The sequence below is a fragment of the Pantoea sp. 1B4 genome (assembly GCF_016925765.1).
Lineage (GTDB): Bacteria > Pseudomonadota > Gammaproteobacteria > Enterobacterales > Enterobacteriaceae > Pantoea > Pantoea agglomerans.
Genome location: NZ_JAEUWZ010000001.1, coordinates 2,575,681 through 2,593,918 on the forward strand (window position 1 = coordinate 2,575,681; position 18,238 = coordinate 2,593,918).

Consider the following 18,238-nt stretch of genomic DNA (forward strand, 5'->3'; position numbering starts at 1 on the left):
AAGCGTTGTGAAGGTTTGAATAAATTGAAAAAAAGTATGAACTGCGACGGATATGGCTGATGCCTGCAGGGGGGAGGTAACGGCTAATTGATGCAGGAATTGAGACTGAATATTTCAATATCATCCTGAAAAACGTTAATGTCACCACGGTATCGCCCTGCCTTGCACCCAGCGGCATGAGCAGCACGCATCTGGAAACACCGGAATTACGCTATGCAGCAATAACCTGGAAATATGTCGAAGGGAATATTATCTATCGTGACTCATGGAATGAGCGAGCTACAGCCTGAGAGGTAAAAAGTCCGCTTTACTCCTTGCCCCTGACCGCTCAGTCAGATACTACGCCCCCCCCGCTACCATCCGAAACTTCAGGCCAGTGGGATTATGGTTTACCATGTAGTAAGTGAAGCCTGAGCATGAATGACCTTGCCCGGCAAAGGCACCGCTCTCGCACCAGCAGCCAGGCGCCGATGAAGAAAGGCATCCAGCGAACGGGAAGCCTGATGACTTTCTGTTCATCAGTTTAGTGAACGCAATGAACGGATATGAAATTTGAATAACGACCGCGTACAGCCCACTTTCCTCTTCCACGATTACGAGACCTTCGGCACCAGCCCCTCTCGTGACCGGCCAGCCCAGTTTGCCGGCCTGCGCACCGACAGTGAGTTTAATCCGGTCGGCGAACCCGAAGTGTTCTACTGCCGTCCGCCTGATGACTATCTGCCACAGCCCGAAGCGGTAATGATCACCGGCATTACCCCGCAGATAGCAATGAGCCGCGGCGTGATCGAAGCTGAGTTCGCTGAACGCATCCACGCGTTGTTCACCACGGAGCAAACCTGTGTGGTGGGCTACAACAACGTGCGTTTCGATGATGAAGTGACGCGCAATATCTTCTATCGCAACTTTTACGATCCCTATGGCTGGGCCTGGCAAAATGGCAACTCACGCTGGGACCTGCTCGACGTGATGCGTGCCTGCTACGCGTTACGGCCAGAAGGGATCAACTGGCCGGAGAATGAAGAAGGTTTTCCCAGTTTCCGGCTGGAGCATCTGACCAAAGCGAACGGCGTCTCCCATGAAAATGCGCACGATGCAATGTCCGACGTTTACGCCACGCTGGCGATGGCGAAGCTGGTGAAGGAGAAGCAGCCAAAACTGTTTGAGTTTTTGTTTACCCATCGTAACAAAAACAAGCTGATGAACCTGATTGATATCCCGCAGATGAAACCGCTGGTTCATGTCTCCGGTATGTTCGGTGCCGCGCGCGGTAACACCAGCTGGATCGTACCGCTGGCCTGGCATCCCGATAACCGCAATGCGCTGATTGTGGTGGATCTGGCGGGCGACATGTCACCGCTGCTGCAACTGGATGCCGACACGCTGCGTGAGCGTCTTTACACGCCGAAAAACGATCTCGGCGATCTGCCTGCGGTGCCGGTCAAACTGGTGCATATCAATAAGTGTCCGGTGCTGGCGCCTGCCAGTACGCTGCGGCCGGAAGATGCGGCCCGGCTGAATATTGATCGTCAGCACTGCCTGGCGAATCTGGCGCTGCTGCGTCAGCAGCCCGACGTGCGGGAAAAACTGGTCACGCTGTTTGCCGAAGCGGAGCCGTTTGCACCGTCAGATGATGTGGACACACAACTCTATGATGGCTTCTTCAGTGATGCCGACCGGGCGGGGATGAATATTATCCGTCAGACCGCGCCCGCGAATCTGCCTGCGCTGGACCTGAGCTTTGAGAGTGCACGGGTAGCGAAACTGCTGTTCCGCTACCGGGCGCGTAACTTCCCCGGCACGCTGGACGATGCCGAGCAGCAACGCTGGTTGCAGCACCGTCGTGACGTGCTTAATGCCGATCGGGTGCAGGCGTTTATGCAGGAACTGGAAGCTCTGGCGAATCTGCATGAAGCGGATGCAGAAAAGGTTGGGCAGCTTAAAGCGCTCTATCTCTATGCGCAGGAGTTGGTTTCCTGAAGCACTAAGAGTCTGACCCGGTATCGCCTGCCGGGTCAGACTTTCTGATGCTGCTTAATCAGAGCAAGGTCCACGCCAGCCAGGTCAGCGCAAAGCCGCTCAGCCCCATTAGCGTTGTCAGCACCGTCCAGGTGCGTAAACCGTCGGCCACCGAAAGTCCCAGATAACGGGTCACCACCCAGAATCCCGCATCATTGACATGCGACAATCCCAGACCACCAAAACAGGCCGCCAGGGTGACCAGTACCCGTTGCATATCCGTCACGCCGGTCACCGCCTGCGTCAGCAGCCCGCTGGTGGTCAGGATCGCCACCGTGGCGGAACCCTGTGATGCACGCAGCGCCAGCGACAGGATAAACGCCGCGGGCACCAGCGGCAGATGCAGCGTTTCAAGCGTGACCGCCAGCGCTTTACCCACGCCCGACTCCACCAGCACTTTGCCGAATGCACCACCGGCCCCGGCCACCAGAATCACGCTGGCTGAGGTGGGAATGGCCCGGCCGGTCAGATCTTCCAGCTTATCTTTGCTCCAGCCACGCCGTACGCCCAGCAGCCAGGCCGCCAGCCCTAAGGCAATCAGCAGGGCAATCGGCGGTGTGCCGATCACGGTCATCACACTACGCAGCAGACTCCCTTCAGCCAGCAGTGTGTGTGACAGAGTTCCCAGCACGATCAATACAATCGGGACCACAATCAGGCCGCTGATGGTGAGCGCACCGGGTGGTGCCGGTTCATTCTTCTTTTCCTGCCCTTCCGGCCTGGCCATCTGCAACTGTTCCAGCACCTCCACCGACAGAGGGTAGTGGCGACGGTTCATGAATTTCGCTACGTAGTAGCCGATGATCCCGACCGGCACGGAAATCGCGATCCCCAGTATCATCAGCCATCCCATGTCGGTGTGCAGGATCCCGGCTGCTGCCGCTGCGCCCGGATGGGTCGGCAGCGCCACGTGCACCGTCAGCATCACGCCCGCCATCGGCAGGCCAAACTTCAGCGGCGAGACCCGCGCCACTTTGGTAAAGCCATAAATCAGCGGAATAACAATGATAAAGCCGACTTCAAAAAATACCGGGATGCCAAGGATAAAGGCCGCCATGGTCAATGCCGCAACGGTACGCTTCAGCCCCAGCGTTTTACTGAAACGCTGCGCCAGCGACTCGGCACCGCCCGAGGCTTCAATGATCGCCCCGAGCATGGCACCAAGCACGATGATGATGGTGATGTGACCAAGCAGGCCGCCCATCCCGGTGATAATCGTCTCCATGATTTTTTCAGCCGGAATGCCGGTGGCGATGGCCACCAGCAGACTGACAATTAACAGGGCGACAAAGGGATGAACTTTGGCTTTGATGACCAGCAGCAGCAGGATCACGATGCTGGCGGTCGCTATGGCTAACAGCAGTGCGGTGGACATAGTAAACCTCAGAAATTGTTATATTTTTTAGGTTATCGGCGTACAGAATAAACAGGTGCAGGGTCAGATAAAGGACGAAAAAATCTCAACCGGTGCCTAAACACCGGTTTTTTTTAGCCCGTTAAATCAGGTTTTTCTCGCCCAGGGCGCAAACCAGCCAAGACCAGCGGTAGTGCTGCCGCGCGGGATATATTCGCAGCCCACCCAGCCGGAATAGCCGACCTCATCCAGCAGTGAGTAGAGATAGGGGTAGTTGATTTCACCCTCATCCGGTTCATGACGATCCGGTGCCGAAGCAATCTGCACGTGCCGATAGCGTCCGGCATAGTGGCGAATCAGATGGCTGAGGTTGCCATCCACCCGTTGCGCATGGAACAGGTCGAGCTGAGTGAAGACATTGGGTCGATCGATCTGTTCGACCATCTCCAGCGTCTGATACTGGCTGGCATAAAGATAGTTGGGTTTGGTTGTGGGATTCAGCGCCTCAATCAGCAGGATGATGCCGTGCGGCGCAAAGCGCTCAGCCGCATAACGCATATTGCTGATAAAGGTCTCAACGTAGCGCCGACGGTCAGCGTCGGGCGGCACCGTCGCCGCCATGATGTGCACCTGCGGGCAGTTCAGCGCCAGCGCATAGCTCAGGGCGCGATCAATATCCGCCTTTGCTTCTGCTTCACGTCCGGGGATGGCGGAGACGCCCCACTCACCCGCTGCGACGTTGCCGGGTGCGGTATTAAACAGCACCAAGTCCAGCTGGTTATCATCAAGCCACTGTTTGATCTGCGTGGCGGGATAGTCATAAGGGAACAGAAATTCGACGGCGGTGAAACCGGCTTTCGCCGCTGCAGCGAAGCGTTCAGCAAACGGCAATTCAGTAAACTGCGTCGAAAGGTTAGCAGCAAACTTCGGCATTATCGGCTCCTTAATTCCGCCACTTCGGCATCATTGAGATAACGGATCGGGCGGTCTCCCAGGGTAAAGATCAGCCGGGCGGTCTCCTCCAGCTCTTCAGTGTTGTCTGCCGCTTCCTGCAACGATTTCCCCACTACTACCGGGCCATGATTCGCCAGCAGGAAGGCACGGTAACGTGGAGCCAGCGCCGCGAGATCCTCGGCCAGTCGCCCATCACCCGGCTTGTAGTAAGGCACAACCGGCACATCACCGACACGCATCACCACATAGGGGGTAAACGGACGGATGCAGTTGTCCGTGTCCAGCCCCTGTAAACAGGAGAGCGCCGTCAGGTAGTGGCTATGCAGATGCACCACCGCCCTGCAGTCGGGATTATTCAGATAGAGCGCGCGGTGAAACGCAATCTCTTTGGAGGGTTTATCGCCTGAGAGCCATTCGCCGTCAGGCGTGACTTTTGCCAGCCGGTCACCCTGTAATTCACCCAGGCATGAACCGGTGGGAGTCGCCAGCAGATTGCCATCCTCCAGCAACATTGAGAGGTTGCCCGCCGAGCCGGTGGCATAGCCGCGCTGAAAGAACGAAGCGCCAAGACGCACCATCTCGTCACGCGCCTGCTGTTCCGTTAAAGAGAAAGATTCAGACATCAGTAAACTCCGTTTGCGCGCGGCGGAAGAAATCTTCATCGCCAAAATTGCCCGACTTCAGTGCCAGAGAGAGCGGCTGATGAATGTCGCGCACCCAGGGCACGCCGGGCGAAATCGTCGGGCCGATGTGAAAGGCCGTCACGCCCAGGCTCTGTGCGACCACGCCGGAGGTTTCGCCACCCGCCACGATAAAGCGCTGCCATCCGCGCCGTTTCAGCTCGCGGGTGACGGCAGCAAACAGTTGCTCAACCGCTTCGCTGCTGCGCTGAGCACCATAACGCTGTTGAATCGCCTGCAATTGTTGCGCGTCAGCGGTGGCAAACAGCAGGGGTGCCAGCGTCTGATCGCTGTTCGCTTCCACCCAGTCGCATAACTGCCGGGCATAAGCCCCGGCATCTTCCAGACAGCGTTCAGTCTCCACTTCGCAGGCCGGTGCCAGCTGGCGGTACGCGGCGACCTGACGATTGGTCATCTGTGAACAGGAACCGGAAAGCACCACGGCGCGATCGCCCTGCGGACGGCCTGCCTGCTCCGCTTTTGCATCACTCTGAGCCGTTGCCCACTGCCGTGCCAGACCGATGGCCAGCCCGGAACCGCCGGTGACCAGGCGCAGATCGCTCAGTGCTTCGCCCAGGGTCAACAGATGTTCCTGATGCAGGGCGTCAGTTACGACGTAGTTGATCCCCTGCACCGCCAGCTGACCCAGCGCCTGCCGTACTGACTCAGCGCCCTGATCGACCTGTGCCGCAGCGATCAGCCCGGCTTTGCCCGTCGCCTGTGATGTCATCAGTCGCAGCAGGTTACTGTCGTGCATCGGTGTGACCGGATGATGCCGCATACCGGAATCTGACAGCAGCTGATCGCCGACAAACAGGTAGCCCTGATAAACGGTGCGGCCATTCACCGGCAGCGCCGGACAGATTACCGTCTGCGTTTCACCCAACGCCTGCAGCAGAGCGTCGGTTACCGGACCGATATTGCCCTGCGCGGTGCTGTCGAAGGTGGAACAATATTTGAAGTAGAAACGCTCACAGCCCTGCGTCTGCAGCCAGGCCAGCGCAGCCAGCGACTGAGCAACCGCCTGGTCTGCCGGACAGGAGCGGCTCTTCAGGCTGACCACAATCGCCTGCGCCTCTGTGGTTTCCTCGCTGTCAGGAATGCCGTTGAACTGAATAGTGGTCAGCCCGTTCTGCACCAGAAAACTGGCAATGTCAGTCGCACCGGTAAAATCGTCCGCTATCACGCCAAGCCGCATCAGATTTTCTCCTCTGCCTGCGGCAGCGTGATGCCGCTGAAGATTTTAATTACTGCACTGTCATCTTCACGGCCGTAACCGGCGTTGCTGGCTTCGGTGAACATATTGAGGGCGGTTGAGGCCAGCGGCAGCGGGAAGTGCAAGGCTTTCGCGGTATCGGCCACCAGGTTGAGATCTTTCACAAAGATATCGACCGCCGATTTCGGGCTGTAGTCGCCATCCACCACATGCCGCATGCGGTTTTCGAACATCCATGAATTGCCTGCGGCGTTGGTGACCACTTCATACATGGTTTCCAGCGGGATGCCGGCACGCGCCGCCAGCGCCATCGCTTCTGCCCCGACCGCGATGTGAACACCTGCCAGCAGCTGATGGATAATTTTGACGGTTGATCCGAGGCCGATCTCACTGCCCACGCGATAAACTTTGGCTGCCACGGCATCCAGTACAGATTGCAGTTGCGTAAAGGCCGCTTCACTGCCGGACGCCATCACCGTCATCTCACCGCTGGCCGCTTTAGCGGCACCGCCGGAGACTGGTGCATCCAGCATCAGCAGCTGATATTGCGCCAGCTGTTGTTCAATCTGCTGCGCATCCCGGGCGGACAATGTGGATGAGACCATGACCACGGTGCCGGGACGCAGTTTTGCGGCCAGGCCCTCTTCACCAAACAGAATGGCGTTAACCTGCTGCGCATTTACCACCAGCAGCAAAACGGCATCAAGCTGGTCTGCAAAGGCGGATGCTGAAGGCTGCGCATCACGCGCGCCTGCCTGGCGTAAGTTCTTAAGCGCGGCGGGATTCAAATCGACACCCCAGGTATTGAGACCGGCACGCAGGCAGGATTTCGCGGCACCCATGCCCATGGAACCTAACCCGATAACGCAGATATTTTCAGCTGGCACGATACGCCTCCACTGTTAATTTAAGTGATTATTTGTTTGTTACTGTTAATCCTGCCAGTTTACTGCCGGCAAAAATGTGTTACCGCTCACAAAAAAATATTCCCGATGTGAACCAGAACAATTTTTAACATTACCAGATTGGCAGCACCGGCACTGCCGCAGTGCAGTTACCGCCGCCGTTGCCGGGATTGCCGCTGTTATTATTTGTTCTGGTTAACCGGCAGATACTTTATAATGTGAAAAAATGGTAATCATCAGGGAGCCGATATGATTCCGGTTGAACGTCATCAACAGATTCTTGCGCTGGTGGCCGATCGTGGCGTGGTGAGCATTGCAGAACTCACTGAACGGCTGGGTGTGTCACACATGACCATACGCCGTGATGTGCAGAAACTGGAGGAGCAAGGGGCCGTGCTGTCGGTCTCCGGCGGCGTGCGCTCAGCCGACCGGCTGGCGGCTGAGCCGTCACATCTGACGAAAAGCGCCCTCTACAACGAGGAGAAGCGCGCCATTGGCCGCACCGCCGCCCGACAGATCCCGCGTAACAGCTGCATCTATCTGGATGCCGGAACCACGACGTTAGCCCTGGCAAGAGAAGTGGTGGATCGCGATGATTTACTGGTGGTGACCAATGATTTTATGGTGGCGAATCTGCTGATGGAGGCCAGTCAGTGCCGGGTTATTCACACGGGCGGCACCGTATGCCGGGAGAACCGCTCCTGTGTCGGCGAGTCGGCGGCACGCAGCCTGCGTCATCTGGCCATTGATATTGCCTTTATTTCCGCCTCCTGCTGGGGGCCGCGTGGCTTGTTTACGCCGGATGAAGATAAAGTGATGGTGAAGCAGGCGGTGAGTGAGGTGAGCAGTAAGCGGGTATTGCTGAGTGACAGTTCGAAGTACAACAGGATCGCGACGTTTCTGGCTTTACCTCTGGAGAGCTTTGATCGGGTAGTGACAGATACGCATCTGAGTGAGTCGGCGCGGGAGTTGTTAAGTGCGGGAAGCTGTGAACTGATACTTGCTGGTTAAGCTGTCGCCGCCTTCCCTGAGACCGGGAAGGCGGCAACGTGAGCGTAATTAAACTTCTTCGCTGAACTGCGGCACCGGATTACGGAAGCTGCGGGTTACGAACGCCAGGTAGATAATCCCGATGGCGGCCCAGATCAGGCCCAGCTCCATAGAACTCTCTTCCAGGTTCACCCACAGCGCACCCACCGTCAGCGCGCCAAGCAGCGGCAGCAGCAGATACTGAACGTGATCTTTCAGCGTGCGGTTACGCTTCTCACGGACCCAGAACTGCGCAATCACCGACAGGTTAACGAAGGTAAACGCCACCAGCGCACCAAAGTTAATCAGCGCGGTTGCGGTCACCAGGTCGAAGTTAATCGCCATCAGTGCAATCGCACCCACCAGCAGCACGTTGAGCGACGGAGTACGCCATTTCGGATGGATGTAACCGAAGAAACGCTCCGGGAACACACCATCACGGCCCATCACATACATCAGACGCGAGACGCCAGCGTGCGCCGCCATACCGGATGCCAGCACAGTGACCACCGAGAAGATCAGGATGCCGACCTGCAACGCTTTACCGGCCACGAACAGCATGATTTCAGGCTGCGATGAGTCCGGGTGCTGGAAGCGTGTGATGTCCGGGAAGTAGAGCTGCAGGAAGTAAGATGCCGCGATAAAGATCACCCCACCAATCAGCGCGGTCAGGAAAATAGCGCGCGGAATGGTGCGTTCTGCATCTTTGGTCTCTTCCGACAGCGAACTGATGCCATCAAAGCCGAGGAACGAGAAACAGAGTATCGTCGCACCGGTAATCATCGGCACCACATGCGCATTCTCAGACCAGAATGGACGGCTGCTCACCAGCGTGCCGGAACCTACGCCGCTTGCCACACCGTAGATTACCATCGCGGTAATCCCGACCATGACAACCACCTGCAGCACCACAATCACACTGTTGAAGTTGGCGACGGTTTTGATGCCCTTGAGGTTAGAGAGCGTCATAAACCCGACCAGCAACACCACAAAAATCCACGACGGAATGCCCGGCACCAGCGATTCGAAATAGTTTTTAGCCAGCAGGATGTTGATCATCGGCATGAACAGGTAGTCCAGCAGTGATGACCAGCCGACCATAAAGCCGACGTGCGGACTGATCGCCTTCTGAGCGTAGGTATAAGCGGAGCCCGCAGAGGGGAAGCGGCGTACCAGCTTACCGTAACTCACGGCAGTGAACAGAATCGCAATCAGCGCGAAAGCATAAGCGGTGGCGACGTGACCTTCGGTCAGCCCGGAAACGATGCCAAAGGTATCGAACAGGGTCATAGGCTGCATGTAGGCTAAGCCCATCATGACGACCGGAAGTAACGTGAGTGTTTTTTTGAGTTGCGCACGCTGCGGTGCGGCGGAGGTATTAAGCGACATGCTTCAGTCCCCCATGTGCGACAACCTGGCTGGGCTGGGTCACAGGGCAACTGCGCATTAAGCGACAGGGAGTAAGGTTAGCGGTTAACGCGGCGCCGTAGTCATCACGAAAACGCGTACCAGCGTTGGCTGGCAGAGTGTAAAACATCCCCATCTTTGTCATCCTCAATCTCACGCTTATGCGTGTTTTCAGTGTTTATCTATCCGGGTGCGTGCCCGGCCTCGGTTAAGTCAGCAAAAAACGCTCTAATAAAACTGGATGCAAAAAAATAACCGGCGCGGTTAGCGTCGGTTATCATCTGATTTTGCAGGCCGCGTATTCTGCCCTAACCCGTGGCAGGAATACAAGCCATCGGGGCATCTTATGCAAAAAAAAGCGCGTCAGATGACAGGTAAAAAAACCTGTCAGGCATTTTTCAGCATCCAGTCAATCTCGGTAGACGTAATCAGCCGTTCAAACTGCATCAGTTCATGATGCTTACAGCTGTGCCAGACACTGGCAAAGCGTTCGCCCAGTAACTTCTGCAGCGGATAGCTGTTGTCAAACTCATACAGCGCATCGCTCTGGCGGATCGGCAGTGCCAGACCCTCGGCATGGTGACCGTTGCCGGTAACCGGATGCGGCAACGGCAACTGGGTATCCAGCCCATGCAGCATCCCGGCAAGAATAGCCGATACCACCAGGTAGGGATTAGCATCCGCGCCCGCAACCCGGTACTCAATACGATGATTGTCGATATCCCCGCACGGCACCCGCAGCGCAACGGTCCGGTTGTTATGGCCCCACGATGCCTGCAACGGCACATAGGCGTCCGGAACAAAACGGCGATAGGCATTCACATTGGGTGCCAGCAGCGCCATTGAGGCGGGCATCAGATCGATCATCCCAGCCAGCGCCCGTTTCATCAGCGGCGAATCACTGCCGTCATCGCAGGCGAAGGCGTTGTGATCGGCGGCATCCAGCATGCTGATATGCACATGCATGCCGCTGCCCGCATACTCCTCATAGGGCTTCGCCATAAACGTCGCGGTCATACCGTGGTTTTCTGCCACCTGACGAATCAGTCGCTTCAGCTGCACCGCATGGTCACAGGCCCGCAGCACGTCGCGGGTATGATGCAGGTTAATTTCAAACTGTCCGGGCGAGGCTTCCGCCAGCGCACCATCGGCCGGGATGCCCTGCTGACGGGCCAGATCGTCGATGTCACGCAGCACATCGGCGAAATGATCGAGGTTATCTACCGAGTAGACCTGGATCTGCATATTGCGTTCATCACTGCCGGGCGAACACGGCGGCTGGATAAAGCCTTCGGCATCGCGCTTTTTGTCCACCAGATAGAACTCCAGCTCTACCGCTACCACCGGAAACAGACCTCGGTTACGCAGCTGTTGCCACAGCCGGTTAAGGACATTTCGGGGTTCAACGTCAAAGGGAGTGCCATCTTGGTTGCACATGGTTAACAGCAGTTGCGCAATGTGCTGAGGGTCAGACGCGGAGGGAACTAAAGTACCGGTGACGGGCAGGCAGAGATTATCGGGTTCGCCCAGTGACTGACCGAGTCCCGCTTCTTCTACTGTGTTGCCGAGGATATCCATGGCAAACACCGAGGCGGGGAAATAACACCCTTTTTCCAGCTTAGGCAGCGCAGAGACCGGAATGCGCTTGCCGCGGAACACACCATTTAAATCATTTAACAGGATGTCGACATACTGCGTGTCAGGATGGCGCTCCAGCCAGGTTTTCACCTCAAGCTGGAACGCGCTGGTTCGTTTCTCTTCACTGTGAAGCGTGAAGTCTTCCACTTCTACCAGGTTAGTCATGATCTCACCCGCCCCTATTAGGTTTGCGTAATGCTCAAAATAACAGCCACACCACTAACATAGCGCCAACATAAAAAGTGTGCAAATGTAACAAATCTGTTTGAAGAACAAACAGCAGATTGCTAGATTGAAAAAATATTGCACACTTAACCGCCAGACGTGCCCTTTCGGTAGATATTTCGAACAGCGATGCGAGGACGTGAGATGGGCATTATTTTTGACAAGCCGTTGATTGGCGTAGTGATGTGCCAGAAGGATCTGGGAGGCCATCCGAGCCAGACGGTTCACAATAAGTATACCGATGCGGTTGTCCTTGCGGGTGGCGTACCGCTGGCCCTGCCCCACAGCCTGATGAATGCGCCTCATCTATTAGAAAACGCTATGGCTGTTCTGGATGGCCTGCTGCTGACCGGCAGCCCCAGCAATATCGAACCCTGGCATTATGGCGAGGCGGGCGAAGAGCCGCATGCCGATCCGGGCCGTGACCATATCGCCTTTCAGCTGATCACCTGGGCCACCAGCCACAAGATGCCGATGTTCGGGATCTGCCGTGGGCTGCAGGAGCTGGTGGTGGCGAATGGTGGCGCGCTTTGGCGAGAGCTCAGCGGGCAGCCGTCGTTTCAGCGTCACCATGAAGATGAGACGCTGCCGCTGGAGCAGCAGTATGCTCAGGCGCATCCAATCACTATTGAACCCGACGGCCTGCTGGCGACGCTGCTGGACAGCAACAGTCCGCTGGCGGTCAATTCACTGCATCATCAGGGGGGTACGCGAACCGGGCCCGCAGTTGCGCGTTGAAGCGCGCGCGCCGGATGGCCTGATTGAGGCGGTGAGTCTGCGCCATCATCCCTTCGCCCTGGCGGTGCAGTGGCATCCCGAGTGGCAGCCGGAACACACAGCGGGATCGCAGGCGCTCTTCAGCGGCTTTATTCAGGCCGCCATTCGTTATCACAAGGAAAAAGAAAATGAGTGATGCCACGCTGGCGCCGGGACGACGGCTGGCGCAGATCCGGCAGACACTGGGGCTGTCGCAACGCCGTGTCGCCGAACTGGCCGGACTGACCCATAGCGCCATCAGCACCATTGAACAGGATAAGGTCAGCCCGGCGGTCAGCACCCTGCAGAAGCTGCTGAAAGTCTATGGGCTCTCGCTGTCAGAGTTCTTCTCGGAACCCAAACCGGATGCGGAACCGAAGGTCATTGTCCGCGCCAGCGACCTGCTGGAGATTGGCAGTCAGGGGGTTTCGCTGAAGCTTATCGACAATGGCCGTGCACAGCGCACGCTGGGCATGCTGCTGGAAACTTATCAACCCGGTGCCAGCACCGGCGAGAAGCTGCGTCATCCGGGCGAAGAGACCGGCACGCTGCTGGAAGGAGAGATTACGCTGGTCATCAACGGAGAGCACTATCATCTCTCCGCCGGAGAGAGCTACGTCATTGATACGGGCTTACCACACAGTTTCACCAACCGTGCTGAAATCCCCTGCCGCATTGTCAGTGCCCATACGCCAGCCAACTTTTAGGCGCTTCCGGAGGTTGTTATGAATTACGTGGAGAGTTATTACGCAGCGACCGCCAATCCGCATGCGCCCTGGCCGACATTACAGGAGAGCATTCAGTGTGACGTCTGCATTATTGGTGGCGGTTTCACCGGTCTTTCGGCGGCGCTGCATCTGACCGAGGTAGGCTATGACGTGGTCGTGCTGGAAGCGGCGCGGGTCGGCTTTGGTGCCAGCGGGCGTAACGGCGGTCAGGTGGTGAACTCCTACAGCCGCGACGTGGATGTGATTGAACAGCGCTACGGTAAAGAGAGCGCCCGTATGCTGGGCAGCATGATGTTTGAAGGCGCTGAAATCATCCGCGATCGCATTAAGCGGTACGCGATCGACTGCGATTACCGGCCTGGCGGCGTTTTTGCGGCCCTGAATGCGCGCCAGATGGCGCATCTGCGAAAACAGAAAGCGTTATGGCAGCAGTATGGGAATCATGATCTGGAACTACTGGATGAGCGAGCCATCCGCCGTGAAGTCGCCACCGAACGCTACGTTGGCGGGCTGCTGGATCGGCGCGGCGGCCATCTGCATCCGCTGAACCTGGCGCTGGGGGAAGCGGAGGCGATCCGTCGACATGGCGGACGCATCTATGAACAGTCCGCGGCGACCAGTGTGGTTTATGGCACACCAAACCGGGTAAAAACCGCCCAGGGCGAGGTCAGCGCAACCTTTGTGATCTTCGCCGGGAATGCCTATCTGGCCCCGCAGCTGGAACCGCGACTGAGCAGGAAAAGCATGCCGTGCGGATCGCAGATTGTGGCAACCGAACCGCTGTCACCCGACCAGGCGTTGTCGCTGATGCCGAACAACTACTGTGTGGAAGATTGTAACTATCTGCTGGATTACTTCCGTCTGACTGCGGATAACCGGCTGCTCTATGGCGGCGGCGTGGTTTATGGCGCACGGGAACCGGCCGATATTGAAGCGTTGATCCGGCCCAAGCTGCGCCGCACTTTCCCGCAGTTGCAGAACGTGAAGCTGGACTTCAGCTGGAGCGGCAATTTCCTCCTGACGCTGTCGCGCATGCCGCAGTTTGGCCGGCTGGAGAAGAATGTCTATTTTATGCAGGGTGACAGCGGTCATGGCGTAACCAGTACGCATCTTTCCGGCAAGCTGATCAGCGAAGTGTTACGCGGCGACGCCGAGCGTTTTGATGCCTTCGCCCGCCTGCCTCATCTGCCGTTTCCCGGTGGGCGACGATTTAAGGTGCCGCTGACGGCGATGGGCGCAGTGTGGTATGCGTTGAGGGATCGGTTAGGGGTGTGAACCCGTGTAACTAAAATCAAAACGACCTTTAAGATCATTGGTTATCTAAATTGTAACTGCATTAGATAGCTTGAGTCTTTATTCAACCCTGATTATGGGGGTTCCCCCCCCCATAACTATGAATGTTTAATGAGTATTGTCAGTCATTTTGTATCCCTTCCAGACCCACTCTTTACCTTGTGTAAATTGATCTTTAAGATAATCTGGCATGGCAAACTCAGGATAAACATCGTGCTTATCCGTTATAAAGAAACTGTCACCATATGCGCTGATATTCGCTACGGGATGGCAATTGTTGTCAAGGAGTGAGCATCCCATAAAATAATTTTTAGCCTTTGCTATTTTTAAAACATTGAGCAATGTTGGCGCAAAATTCACACTATTCTTTCCTTCGGCATCAATCACCTGATGCTGAACACCTTCCCAATACATAAGTAAAGGAATTTTATCAATAAAATAATTCTTTGGAGTATCAATGACCGATGTAAACTCTGGAGCCGGGAATGAGGCATGGTCAGAAGTTAGAACGAAAATGGTGTTTTTCGACATCCCACTGTCCTTAAGATATTTAATATAACGACCAACCTGCGCATCTAAATTATGGAATCTATTCAGTGCAATACTTCGTCCATCTTTGTATTTAATGTCAGGGCTATCAATAGTAAGATGAGTACCAAAATTATAAAGACCAATAAAGAATGGTGCTTTATCACTTTTGGTTTTTTTGATTAGGAAATCAATAAGTGCTTTATCACTTAATGGCTCTGTAGAGGAACCTTTAAACTGCATATCATCTGCACGTGTATAAACGCGGTCAAAACCTAGAGATGCCAGCATAGTATTAAGGTTAGCACCTTGATAATGAGGACTGATGAAGTAGGTGTTATAACCCTCGTCACGCAGAATATTTGGCAGTGTAGTTAACTTATTTAATGTATGAAGCACTACCTGTTCGGATGACAGTTGATCAAGACCTTTAGCTAATGAATCTGTCCCGCCTATATATTGATAGGTAGATGTCAATTGTCCTCGCAATCCCCGGAAAGTGGCAGCAGTATGATTGTAATAGTTTTTAAAAACCAGAGAAGAGTTAGCTAATTGATCAATATTAGGGGTAAGATCTTTGTATTTACCACCATAATAATCAATGATATTTGCTGACATACCTTCGACAAAGAAAACTACCACATTCGGTTTATGTGGTATTTTACTAAATAACTCTTCATCCTTTCCTTCTGACGGATAGATAGTGTAATGTTTAAATTCATTATATATCTTTTCACGCTCTGAACCATTTTCTTTCATAGCATCCAGCTTTCGGTTCATCTCTATATAATTATGCATTGTTGTCACAATAGAAAGCAAAGGCGAACGCCATTCTGAAAAAGAAGGTTCATGCTGGACATTCGCATAAACAATACCACAATATGATAATATAGCCCCAATACTAACTGCTTTAGTGAATTTTTTATTAATATAGCCTGAATTAGGACGACAAATTAAAAAAAAGAACAAGAAAAACAGCAAAAGGAAAATAACTTGATGCTGAGATATTTATAAAATCAGCGGAATCTCTATTCCACAGTGATAAAACGGTTATAAATGCACCAGACTTCTGAACAAACTGAAGTTGTAATAATATGAAAAAAGCTAAAATTACAGAAATAAACCTAACTATGGAAAAATGTAATTTTGCAAACTTGACAAATAAAAAAAAGAGTTACTTGAATAAAAAAAGATCTCAACAAGTGTTGGAAGTATATAAACCACTAAATTATATTGAACATACGTAACTGATGCATATACAGCAAGTAACAACCACACAAAACCCCAGCGACAATTGAACAGAAAATTCATTTTACAATCATTATTAGTTAAGTAATTTTTAGTATTATAATGCTTATGAGAGTTAGTGTGAACCCCCCATAAACATCACGTATATACAAAATTTTTTTAGATAGGCATTTTAACCGGATCGTCATAGCGGTACTCAAAACCGAGTTCGCTACAGATGCGGGAACCATCAATCAGCTTGCCGCTATTCTTTTCCGGCTCGGGTGCGAACTGCGGCGGCAGCAGCCCAAGCTGGTGCGTGACCGCAGGATAGAAGGTGTCACGCGAGGGATGTTTCGAGGCACACAGATTATAGACCCGGCCCCCTTTGGGCGACTGCAGTAGCAGCGTGATCGCCTCAACGACATCATCCAGATGCACCAGATTGACGCCCTGCGAGCCATTGGCCACATCCTGCTTACCGGCGAGGAAGCGTCCCGGATGGCGCTTTGGTCCTACCAGACCGGCCAGCCGCACAATATCTACGCTGGTGCCTGGCAGATCGTGCAGCCAGTTCTCCAGTTTAACCAGCGTCTTTCCGGCCACCGTTTCTGCGTCCAGCGGGCTGTTTTCCCGCTTAGCGCCGGCGCTGCTGCCATAGACTGAGGTGGAACTGGTAAAGATAATGCGCGGTACCTTATAAACCAGCGCCGTATCGACCACATTCTGCACCGCCTGCAGATAGGCTTCGCCACCTTCCGCAGTGCGGCTGGCGGGCAGTGTAACGATCAGCGCATCGACGTTGAATAGCGGCTCAATATCGGCGGCATCACAGAGCAGTTCCGGCGTCAGTTCCAGCTGGAACGCCTCAATGCCGCAGCGGCGTGCCGCGTCTACACCGTCTGGCGTGGTTTTGCTGCCGGTGACCTGCCAGCCTCGCGCAGTTAACGCCGTGGCCAGCGGCATGCCTAACCAGCCCAGTCCCACAATCGCGACCTTCTTCATTTTGACTCCTGACGTGAAACATCAACCCTGACTTCACCGTAGTTTGCCCCCGGATTGCAAACCAGAACAACCTGTTTCAGCGCTTTCCGAACCGCCCGTTTAAAAAAGTGTTGCCAAGCGCAGCCATCTTCGCTAGGTTAAACCCCACAAATGAATACTCATTCATCGACGAGATTATTATGACACGCGTTCAGTTCAACCATCATCATCACCATCATCCTGACTAGTCTTTCAGGCGATTGGTGCTGGAAGACTTTCAAGATCTTCCAGTGGTGTGAACGCAAGAGAACCCCCGGAAGATCGTCTTCCGGGGGGTTTTTTTATGGGCTGACGTAACCACACATTCAGGACCGAATTAAGAGGACAGGAACCATGTTAGATAACACCCGTTTACGCATAGCTATGCAGAAATCTGGCCGTTTAAGTGATGATTCACGCGAACTGCTGGCGCGCTGCGGCGTTAAAATCAACCTTCAGCAACAGCGCCTGATTGCGTTTGCGGAGAACATGCCGATCGACATCCTGCGCGTGCGCGATGACGATATTCCTGGCCTGGTGATGGATGGTGTGGTCGATTTAGGCATCATCGGCGAGAACGTGCTGGAAGAAGAGCTGCTGTCGCGCCGTGCCCAGGGTGAAGATCCGCGCTACTTTACGCTGCGCCGCCTCGACTTCGGCGGTTGCCGTCTGTCACTGGCGATGGCGACAGATGCCGAGTACACCGGCCCGGAATGCCTGGATAAATCCCGCATCGCCACCTCCTATCCGCACCTGTTAAAACAATACCTCGACAAAAAAGGCGTCAGCTTTAAGACCTGTTTACTGAACGGTTCCGTAGAAGTGGCGACCCGCGCCGGTCTGGCTGATGCCATCTGCGACCTGGTCTCTACCGGTGCTACGCTGGAAGCCAATGGCCTGCGCGAAGTTGAAGTGATCTATCGTTCAAAAGCGGTGCTGATCCAGCGTGACGGCGAGATGCCTGCCGCCAAGCAGGAGCTGATCGACAAGATGATGACCCGTATTCAGGGCGTGATTAAAGCGCGTGAATCGAAGTACATCATGCTGCACGCGCCGAGTGAGCGTCTGGAAGAAGTGATCAGCCTGCTGCCTGGCGCAGAGCGCCCTACCGTGCTGCCGCTGGCAGGCGATGTCAGCCGCGTGGCGATGCACATGGTCAGCAGCGAAACCCTGTTCTGGGAAACCATGGAAAAACTGAAAGCGCTTGGTGCCAGTTCGATTCTGGTGCTGCCTATTGAGAAGATGATGGAGTAAGC

General features: G+C 54.7%; 15 protein-coding genes, 2 pseudogenes and 1 other annotated feature. Of the genes and pseudogenes, 8 read left to right on the forward strand and 9 right to left on the reverse strand.

The annotated features are described in order from the left end of the window. Window positions 1-80 precede the first annotated feature (80 nt). A pseudogene (locus tag JNO11_RS12570) lies at window positions 81-290 on the forward strand (type VI secretion system tube protein Hcp); the annotation flags it as partial. Window positions 291-552: 262 nt separating this feature from the next. Next, complete coding sequence (sbcB, locus tag JNO11_RS12575) at window positions 553-1,980, forward strand: exodeoxyribonuclease I (RefSeq protein WP_033758356.1); 1,428 nt, start codon at window positions 553-555, stop codon at window positions 1,978-1,980. A 58-nt stretch (window positions 1,981-2,038) separates the two neighbouring features. Here sbcB and JNO11_RS12580 read toward each other — a convergent pair whose 3' ends face one another. The 5 genes from JNO11_RS12580 to ltnD all read right to left on the reverse strand — a co-directional run bounded on the left by JNO11_RS12580 (window position 2,039) and on the right by ltnD (window position 7,110). Then, complete coding sequence (locus JNO11_RS12580) at window positions 2,039-3,394, reverse strand: GntP family transporter (RefSeq protein ID WP_163640054.1); 1,356 nt, start codon at window positions 3,392-3,394, stop codon at window positions 2,039-2,041. A 126-nt stretch (window positions 3,395-3,520) separates the two neighbouring features. Further along, window positions 3,521-4,306 carry an HPr family phosphocarrier protein gene (locus JNO11_RS12585; protein WP_325177379.1) on the reverse strand — a complete coding sequence of 262 codons (786 nt, stop codon included), beginning with the start codon at window positions 4,304-4,306 and terminating at the stop codon, window positions 3,521-3,523. Further along, entirely contained in the window at window positions 4,306-4,950 is a 645-nt protein-coding gene (locus JNO11_RS12590; RefSeq protein WP_022625000.1) for an aldolase, read from the reverse strand. The genes JNO11_RS12585 and JNO11_RS12590 overlap by 1 nt, the downstream gene beginning before the upstream one ends. Beyond that, window positions 4,943-6,205 carry a 3-oxo-tetronate kinase gene (gene otnK / locus JNO11_RS12595; protein WP_187508317.1) on the reverse strand — a complete coding sequence of 421 codons (1,263 nt, stop codon included), beginning with the start codon at window positions 6,203-6,205 and terminating at the stop codon, window positions 4,943-4,945. The genes JNO11_RS12590 and otnK overlap by 8 nt, the downstream gene beginning before the upstream one ends. Further along, complete coding sequence (gene ltnD / locus JNO11_RS12600; protein ID WP_325177380.1) at window positions 6,205-7,110, reverse strand: L-threonate dehydrogenase; 906 nt, start codon at window positions 7,108-7,110, stop codon at window positions 6,205-6,207. Before ltnD ends, otnK begins: the two co-directional genes overlap by 1 nt. 267 nt (window positions 7,111-7,377) lie before the next feature. Here ltnD and ygbI point away from each other — a divergent pair, with 267 nt between their 5' ends. After that, window positions 7,378-8,139, forward strand: coding sequence for a DNA-binding transcriptional repressor YgbI (gene ygbI / locus JNO11_RS12605; protein WP_010670952.1), 762 nt, complete (start codon window positions 7,378-7,380; stop codon window positions 8,137-8,139). 48 nt (window positions 8,140-8,187) lie between these two features. Here ygbI and JNO11_RS12610 read toward each other — a convergent pair whose 3' ends face one another. Both JNO11_RS12610 and JNO11_RS12615 read right to left on the reverse strand, forming a co-directional pair. After that, window positions 8,188-9,546: an APC family permease gene (locus tag JNO11_RS12610; protein WP_010248042.1), complete on the reverse strand. Its 1,359-nt coding sequence runs from the start codon at window positions 9,544-9,546 to the stop codon at window positions 8,188-8,190. A 405-nt stretch (window positions 9,547-9,951) separates the two neighbouring features. Further along, the gene (locus JNO11_RS12615) at window positions 9,952-11,370 is read right to left on the reverse strand and encodes a glutamine synthetase family protein (protein ID WP_325177672.1); all 1,419 of its coding nucleotides are present in this window, start codon (window positions 11,368-11,370) and stop codon (window positions 9,952-9,954) included. A 240-nt stretch (window positions 11,371-11,610) separates the two neighbouring features. Here JNO11_RS12615 and JNO11_RS12620 point away from each other — a divergent pair. The 3 genes and pseudogenes from JNO11_RS12620 to JNO11_RS12630 all read left to right on the forward strand — a co-directional run bounded on the left by JNO11_RS12620 (window position 11,611) and on the right by JNO11_RS12630 (window position 14,186). After that, window positions 11,611-12,340 (forward strand): annotated as a pseudogene (locus JNO11_RS12620) (gamma-glutamyl-gamma-aminobutyrate hydrolase family protein). After that, window positions 12,333-12,890, forward strand: coding sequence for an HTH-type transcriptional regulator PuuR (puuR, locus tag JNO11_RS12625; RefSeq protein ID WP_010670955.1), 558 nt, complete (start codon window positions 12,333-12,335; stop codon window positions 12,888-12,890). The pseudogene JNO11_RS12620 and the gene puuR overlap by 8 nt, the downstream one beginning before the upstream one ends. 18 nt (window positions 12,891-12,908) lie before the next feature. Then, on the forward strand, window positions 12,909-14,186 hold the full coding sequence (locus JNO11_RS12630; RefSeq protein ID WP_010670956.1) for an FAD-binding oxidoreductase: 1,278 nt from the start codon (window positions 12,909-12,911) through the stop codon (window positions 14,184-14,186). 126 nt (window positions 14,187-14,312) lie between these two features. Here the strand turns inward: JNO11_RS12630 and JNO11_RS12635 are convergent, their stop codons facing one another. Together JNO11_RS12635 and JNO11_RS12640 are read right to left on the reverse strand one after the other, a co-directional pair. Further along, window positions 14,313-15,713, reverse strand: a complete 1,401-nt coding sequence (locus tag JNO11_RS12635; RefSeq protein WP_325177381.1) for an LTA synthase family protein — start codon at window positions 15,711-15,713, stop codon at window positions 14,313-14,315. A gap of 426 nt (window positions 15,714-16,139) precedes the next feature. Further along, a complete protein-coding gene (locus JNO11_RS12640) occupies window positions 16,140-16,964 on the reverse strand; it encodes an SDR family oxidoreductase (protein WP_187492805.1) in 825 nt (274 codons plus the stop codon). 179 nt (window positions 16,965-17,143) lie between these two features. Between JNO11_RS12640 and hisL the strand changes: the two genes are divergently transcribed. Further along, window positions 17,144-17,191 (forward strand): his operon leader peptide, encoded by a 48-nt coding sequence (hisL, locus tag JNO11_RS12645; protein ID WP_100396937.1) that lies wholly within the window; start codon window positions 17,144-17,146, stop codon window positions 17,189-17,191. Continuing rightward, window positions 17,167-17,287: a sequence feature (His leader region), on the forward strand. (Overlaps the previous gene by 25 nt.) A gap of 49 nt (window positions 17,288-17,336) precedes the next feature. Next, entirely contained in the window at window positions 17,337-18,236 is a 900-nt protein-coding gene (gene hisG, locus JNO11_RS12650) for an ATP phosphoribosyltransferase (protein ID WP_004571317.1), read from the forward strand. Window positions 18,237-18,238 lie beyond the last annotated feature (2 nt).

What these genes read in the sequence shown, in the direction of transcription:
- ygbI (WP_010670952.1), top strand. Translation starts at nt 7,378, where the DNA reads ATGATTCCGGTTGAACGTCATCAACAGATTCTTGCGCTGGTGGCCGAT.
- JNO11_RS12580 (WP_163640054.1), bottom strand. Translation starts at nt 3,394, where the DNA reads ATGTCCACCGCACTGCTGTTAGCCATAGCGACCGCCAGCATCGTGATC.
- hisG (WP_004571317.1), top strand. Translation starts at nt 17,337, where the DNA reads ATGTTAGATAACACCCGTTTACGCATAGCTATGCAGAAATCTGGCCGT.
- otnK (WP_187508317.1), bottom strand. Translation starts at nt 6,205, where the DNA reads ATGCGGCTTGGCGTGATAGCGGACGATTTTACCGGTGCGACTGACATT.
- JNO11_RS12585 (WP_325177379.1), bottom strand. Translation starts at nt 4,306, where the DNA reads ATGCCGAAGTTTGCTGCTAACCTTTCGACGCAGTTTACTGAATTGCCG.
- JNO11_RS12610 (WP_010248042.1), bottom strand. Translation starts at nt 9,546, where the DNA reads ATGTCGCTTAATACCTCCGCCGCACCGCAGCGTGCGCAACTCAAAAAA.
- JNO11_RS12590 (WP_022625000.1), bottom strand. Translation starts at nt 4,950, where the DNA reads ATGTCTGAATCTTTCTCTTTAACGGAACAGCAGGCGCGTGACGAGATG.
- JNO11_RS12640 (WP_187492805.1), bottom strand. Translation starts at nt 16,964, where the DNA reads ATGAAGAAGGTCGCGATTGTGGGACTGGGCTGGTTAGGCATGCCGCTG.
- JNO11_RS12630 (WP_010670956.1), top strand. Translation starts at nt 12,909, where the DNA reads ATGAATTACGTGGAGAGTTATTACGCAGCGACCGCCAATCCGCATGCG.
- puuR (WP_010670955.1), top strand. Translation starts at nt 12,333, where the DNA reads ATGAGTGATGCCACGCTGGCGCCGGGACGACGGCTGGCGCAGATCCGG.